This is a genomic window from Exiguobacterium sp. s192, from assembly GCF_018618795.1.
Classification (GTDB): Bacteria; Bacillota; Bacilli; order Exiguobacteriales; family Exiguobacteriaceae; genus Exiguobacterium_A; species Exiguobacterium_A undae.
Map to the genome: position 1 here is coordinate 1 of NZ_JACSMS010000023.1, position 5,944 is coordinate 5,944.

The following is a 5,944-nucleotide window of genomic DNA, read 5'->3' on the forward strand; positions in this document are numbered from 1 at the left end:
TATTCTTACCGTATTCTACTATTACCCGCAAGTCGAGTGCGACTTCACGTTCTCCTATTTCAGCACCTACACCTTTTGTGATATCTTCCGTGCTTCGAAGACGATCTGTCAAACCACTCATAAAGCCACCACTCATTGATAAAATGCCTTGTACTTCATTTGAAGATATACCAGCAATTTTTTTTATTACTTGATCTTCAAAAGTTAATTTGTTTTTGCGTGCCTCTTCATTTTTTACAGTTGTATCTAATGATTCGTTAGCCATTATTATTATCTCCTTTTAAATTAAATTTATATGTGAATCAGTCTCGATTAAAAAACTGAATCCATCCTTTAACATCAAGTGCACCATCACGCCACTGTCCAATTAAAAAACCAGTTAATGCGAAAGTAAAAAGCAGTATTGTCGCTCCAAATCCTATGGTTAAAAATAGAATTGCAATTAAAATTCCAAAAAAACTTCCAACCAAACGAAATCTATACGGGTAGAGTTGTTCTTTTTTACTCATATTTTCTCCTCTTCTATATGACACGTTCAGATGTTTTAGTTTTCGTATCACTAATTTTAACTGTGGTATTTGTTACGGGTAATTCTAGAAGTGATTCGACAGAACGTTTTGTATGGTCTTGAATATCTTTCCCAATGGCTGGTAAATCTTCTTTTCCAAAAACAGAACAGTTAACTATAAGTGAGACACTTTGCTTTTTGGAGTTTATATTAGCTAAAACATTTGGTGTTCTGACACCGTCAATTCCACGTATTGATTCGATAGCAGTTCGTTCGATTGTCTCACGTGAAATAGTTATAATTCCATCTCCTGTTTGAATCAGCAAACGTTCTCCCTTCGAACGACTAAATAAACCAGTAAACAGTAGCACAAGAAATACGAAAGCTAAAAATCCACCGATGGATAGAATCGTATAGCTATACCATTGCTCGTTTTGCCATTTTTCTATCACAGGGCTGATTTTGGGAACATCGTAAGTACTTATTACTAAAAGTCCAACACTTAATATTCCTAAAACACCTACTATTACGAGAAAAAGACGATTAAATCTATTCATATACGAATCTCCTTTTCATACTAAATATTAAAAAGTTATTTTATGTATATATAAATAAATTAACTTTTTAGTTATATAAACATTACATTCCCGTTCTCGTGAACATGAAAACATTATTTTAAAGTAGTTTAGAATAATAAAAGGTGGTTGCTAATTTTAATGGCAACCACCTTTTATTATTTTTGACGAAAACTATCAAATATAAGACGCTATTTATGGCAAATTTATGTTTATAAGCATGAAGATAAAACGAATTAAAAGATAAATTGGTACCAAAAATACTGCAGTCATCAGTCCTTGTTTTGCTGCATCCAGCCATTCTGTCTTGATGATTTTCCATCTAACGCTCGAGATCTTGCTCGAAAGACTTGTTGTGATTTCGTTTAGGTGCTGTTCGTGCCTGCTCTTGAGACTGCTCATTTCGGTCTCGATCTTCTGTGTGTTGTCTTGGAGAATTTGCTTCAGTTCGCTTTGTTGCGCGATGATGCTGCTGTTGGCCTTCTCGCTCGTTTGTTTGAGTTGATCGATGATCAGTTTGTGGCTGCTGTTCAATTGATCGAGGTGTGTACCCTGTATGTTCTTCAGCTGATCGTGAAGGACTTGCTGGTTCTTGCTGAGTTGGCTCGAGTACGTTTCGATTAATGCCTGAAGTTGTCCGTTTATTTTGCTGGTATGCTCTTCGAGTTCCTTGCTTCGACTGCTCAAGCTTTCGGTTGAATTCTTCATAATCAAATGCGTCACTTCTTCGGTGTCCTTGCTGATCTGAACGAGGTTCTCGATTTCCTGTTGGAACGTCATTTCCTTCTGGACGACCTCCTGCAGGACGGTCGACAGATAGCCCTCGACGGCTCTCAGACGCACCAGAAGCTCCTGTTCGTTCTGAATCAACGGTGCTTGCGTTTGGTGTGATGTCGCTTCCTGCTCGTTCTCCACGTGATACTCCGGTGTGTCTTCCGACTTCACCATCGCTTGTTCTTTCGCATTCAATTGGTCTTTCAAACCCATCCTTGATGACCTCCCTCTCATAATCGGCCCCTAGTTTGTTATCTCTTACTCGTTTTTTGTTCGTATGGTCGTAGTACGTCGTCGTGTTTCCCCGTTCTCGTACCTCGATATTGTGAGCCTTCAACAGATATACCTTAAATTCATCGTAACTATTCGTGGATTTCTTCGATTCTTCGATGTTCGTTCGGATCTCGTCCTTCCAAGAGGTCTTGCCCTTCTCGAGAAGGGCTTTCTCCGTCAATGTATAGCGAACTGGAGCGTCCTTTTTCATGATGATGGACAATCCTCGTTCCTGACAGAGCCGATCGCTTTCCTCGCGAATCCGATGAAGATCCTTTTTCGAAGATTGATACTTGCTGCCACTCTCGAAATTCACGGCATTGATGATGATGTGATTATGAATATGCTCCTTGTCCGTATGCGTGTAGATGACGGCTTCATGCCCTTTGGAGATGGCTCGAGCGAGTTCTTGCCCGATCTCGTTCGCTTGTTTGGCTGTCACTTCCCCTGGCTTAAAGGATTGAATGACATGATGGGCTTGAATCCCGTCCGGTTTGCCCCATAATTCTCTCGTCGCCTTCATCTGAGACTTGGCATACTCCGGTGGACACTCGACCCCTGATCGTTCTTCTGCCCGTTTCTCAGCGTAGGAAATGAGCTTGTTGGCTACTTTTGTATTGCCGAGTTGAATTGTTGCCATATCTGATTCAACTCCTTCTGAATGTTTTCCAGTTCTTCTTTCGGTACTGATTTGCCCTCATTTGCGTGTTTGGTCATCTGGTTTACGTTGTTCCCGATGGCACGCAATTGACGGGCCATCTCAAATGCGCCCTCTCGATCGATCTTCGGTGGTCGCATTCTCGATCCTTGTGCCTGCTTTTTAACATAAGCCGGCACACTCATTTGAAAACTTTCTGCTATCTCAGAAAGTTTCTCAAATTCGACTTCACTCACTCGAAAATTGACCTGTCGGTTCTCTTTTCGGTTCGCCTTCACAACAACCGCCCCCTCTGAATACGTACGAATTATGCCTCGAAAGATGGACGAGTAAAATCCTTTTACTCGTCCATCGTATTCGATTCATAGAGGGGTTGGCAAGCTTCGTATTTGCTAGCCACTTCGTGTCGCACATACAGCTTGTCGGGGGTTTCCCCGAGCCCCTTTCTCTAAAAAATTAGAGACGGTTCTTTCGTCTTGGGAGACGAAAGAAGCTACTTCCTTGAGGAAGTAGCTTAGTAGATCGCTTTAAAGGATTCATTGTATAAGACTGTCAAAAAGGAGTATTCCTTTTGAAAGTCTTATACAAATATTGAATTCGTGTATTGTCAGAAAAGTCATGTAAGCGTACAATAAGCAGTAACAAAATATGGACGAAAACACAAAAAACGCCACTTCTCCTATCTACTTGTCGCCAAACGAGTAGATGATCAATGAAGTGACGCTTTTGAATAGCGAGTGTTCAAGCACTAGCTATTGATCGTTGAAGACACACGACACGTGGCTTCAACTTAGATGAACTTATCATACTAAGGAAACCTATACTTTACAAGGTTTTAGTACAGAAAAAGGACATCGTTCAGTAGCGAGTTTTGCGAAACCTGCTATCGAACGATGTCCTTTTTGTTTTGGTTTTACATATAAAAGAGGTCAGCACTCGCTCTTTAAACGAGTAGGTTCATCTAGCCGATGCAGTAAAATAGATCGGTCATCACCGCAGTTCCAGTAGGTGGTGCGACGTTAGCAGGGGAAGGACGGAGAGCCCTGTACATAGCCTAAGTCCCGAAGGGATACGGTAAAGATCGTTGAGAGGTTCAGACGGGGTCATATGGTACGAGACCGTAGGCAGTCCCACGACAAACGGTGGGGAATTTCCTAGTAGGCGGCTGTATGATTGCTGTGACACGACCTGAGGTGGCTTCTGGCCACCTCAGAGTGGATTATATGACGAGTCGCCGAAAGGCAGCAAGGTAGGGCGTGGAAACGCCTTGTGTGCGCGAGGATGCGCAGTGAGTCATATCGTGGGGGCGTGATTCCCCTGCAGTCTTGGAACGCCTAGACATACGGATACCTCGTCCTACACTGGACGCAGAAACGTTGGGCAGATTTAATCCTTTTATTTTCAAGGGGTTAGTCTGCCCATCCAGCCGTTTTCCTCGCCTGCCTCCCGCAGTATGCACATGCTCTTCTAGTGCAGCAAGTCTTTTAGAGTAAAAAAAGGAAAAGAAAATGCAGGAAAGATAAAGATCAACGACTGGAGAACATGTCGTTCGAGGAACGTTGAAGGAGTGAGCGTAGCGAGTCCATTCAATGTGACGCAGTACGCCAGCAAGCGAAGTGAAGGCGTAAACGCCGAAAACGGAGTGCGGTAGGATTTTACTAAACATAAAAAAAGAGACTATGTTAATAGCCTCTTGATCTGTTATTTGTATTTTGGTTTTACGTACTTCGCTTGTTTTGTGACCTTATTTTTATAGAAAGTTGAACTTACATTTGGTAGTGAAACTTTAATTTTTTGAATCTTTAGATCTGCATATCCAGCAATGCGACTATATTTCTTTTTATTAGCAGGTATTGTAGTAGTAGTTCCGTAGTTTTTAGTGAAAGATGCGCCTACATCTCCAAATTTAGTTGCAATAGTTGTAGAGAATGTATCTGACTTCCCTTGACTTAAAGTATACGAACTTGCTTTTGCCCAACTTGGTGTATATTTGGAATAGGCAAGGAATTTCATTTTTTTGTATTCTGTTCCAACTACTGTTTCTCCTATTGCTCCTGCTGCTGTTATTGATTTAAGTCCTACATCTTGGGTTGCAGTTGGTAAGTTAGAGTAGGTGATGTATAACTGCATGTCTTCTTTACTTTCAAAGAAAGATTCAGATCCATCTTCTTCTACAATTTTTAAGTTGTCAAAGTCTACTGTGCTTAGAAGATCGTTACTTTCTAACCCTGTTTGTTCTGAGCTTACATTCGTATCATCCTCATTTGCCTGGACGGGATTTAGCTGAAATCCTACTGTTAAAAACAATGCACTGCTTGCTAATAGAGAAGATTTGATTAGTGGATTCAATTTAATTCCTTCTTTCTGATTTTGGATTTTCGAATGTTTTTTTCTCTCTTTTTTAACAATTCTTTTCCATTGTGACACAAAAAGATGGTTTCATCACCCTATTTTACAAAAAAACTTTTTTTTGTTAGTGTAACGTTATGCTTAAATACGTTTATAAAAATGAATTTTTAACGGAGGTTTTTATGGAGAATCAAAAAAGAGTTTTTATAACAACAGCTGAAGCAATCTTACTAGTCAGCACATTTTTTATGTGGATGTACATTGCTCAATTCATAGCGATTATATTCGAATTCAAGCATATCTTTGAACGTAATTCGATCTGGTATCTGCTACCAATCATTACCTTTACACTATTCCTTGTGTCGTTTACTAGACGTAGAAAAACTGAATAAGAAGAGAGTATATAAATAATAAAAAGCCATCAGCTTCTTCAGAAACTGACGGCTTTTTATTATCCTTATGACGCAGTACGTTAACAAACGAAGTTCGTAGAAAGAAAAAGGAACTTACGCTTTTTCTTTTTTTGGTTTATTCCTCTTCATTCGTTGTTCGATGTAGATCAAAGAAAAAGCAGTCACTAATAAGGCTGTTGCTTTGATTAACATAGGGATTAGTTCTTTGTTGGAAGAAATGTATTTGCTCATGTAGTAGTCGACAAGAACGAGCAATATGAAGTAGATAAAGTACCGAAGGTAACGTATTTGAAGCCACTCCTTATGAAATATGAGATAAATTCATGCTACATCAAAAAATGAATTAGAGTGGTCAGAAATCAGTAGAAAATCCTATCGTTGCGTGAAATGACAA

Annotated in this window: 6 protein-coding genes and 1 pseudogene; all 7 read right to left on the reverse strand. The window is 40.0% G+C overall.

Translation table 11 applies throughout. The features are described 5' to 3' along the window. Positions 1-265 (reverse strand): Asp23/Gls24 family envelope stress response protein (locus tag KNP87_RS17060; RefSeq protein WP_214722375.1); only part of this gene is annotated, 265 nt, incomplete at its 3' end. Between the two features lie 37 nt (positions 266-302). Continuing rightward, the gene (locus tag KNP87_RS17065; RefSeq protein ID WP_214722376.1) at positions 303-509 is read right to left on the reverse strand and encodes a DUF2273 domain-containing protein; all 207 of its coding nucleotides are present in this window, start codon (positions 507-509) and stop codon (positions 303-305) included. 13 nt (positions 510-522) lie between these two features. Beyond that, positions 523-1,065 (reverse strand): alkaline shock response membrane anchor protein AmaP, encoded by a 543-nt coding sequence (gene amaP / locus KNP87_RS17070; RefSeq protein ID WP_214722377.1) that lies wholly within the window; start codon positions 1,063-1,065, stop codon positions 523-525. Between the two features lie 213 nt (positions 1,066-1,278). Continuing rightward, positions 1,279-2,070, reverse strand: a complete 792-nt coding sequence (locus tag KNP87_RS17300; protein ID WP_251135673.1) for a hypothetical protein — start codon at positions 2,068-2,070, stop codon at positions 1,279-1,281. Between the two features lie 340 nt (positions 2,071-2,410). Beyond that, positions 2,411-2,770: pseudogene (locus KNP87_RS17475) on the reverse strand (relaxase/mobilization nuclease domain-containing protein); the annotation flags it as partial. Beyond that, positions 2,737-3,066 (reverse strand): MobC family plasmid mobilization relaxosome protein, encoded by a 330-nt coding sequence (locus KNP87_RS17435; protein WP_026827025.1) that lies wholly within the window; start codon positions 3,064-3,066, stop codon positions 2,737-2,739. The pseudogene KNP87_RS17475 and the gene KNP87_RS17435, both read right to left, overlap by 34 nt. A 1,423-nt stretch (positions 3,067-4,489) precedes the next feature. Continuing rightward, on the reverse strand, positions 4,490-5,215 hold the full coding sequence (locus KNP87_RS17085; protein ID WP_214722379.1) for a hypothetical protein: 726 nt from the start codon (positions 5,213-5,215) through the stop codon (positions 4,490-4,492). Positions 5,216-5,944 lie beyond the last annotated feature (729 nt).

Coding starts and splice junctions, on each gene's coding strand:
- KNP87_RS17065 (WP_214722376.1), bottom strand. CDS start 509: ATGAGTAAAAAAGAACAACTCTACCCGTATAGATTTCGTTTGGTTGGA.
- amaP (WP_214722377.1), bottom strand. CDS start 1,065: ATGAATAGATTTAATCGTCTTTTTCTCGTAATAGTAGGTGTTTTAGGA.
- KNP87_RS17300 (WP_251135673.1), bottom strand. CDS start 2,070: ATGGGTTTGAAAGACCAATTGAATGCGAAAGAACAAGCGATGGTGAAG.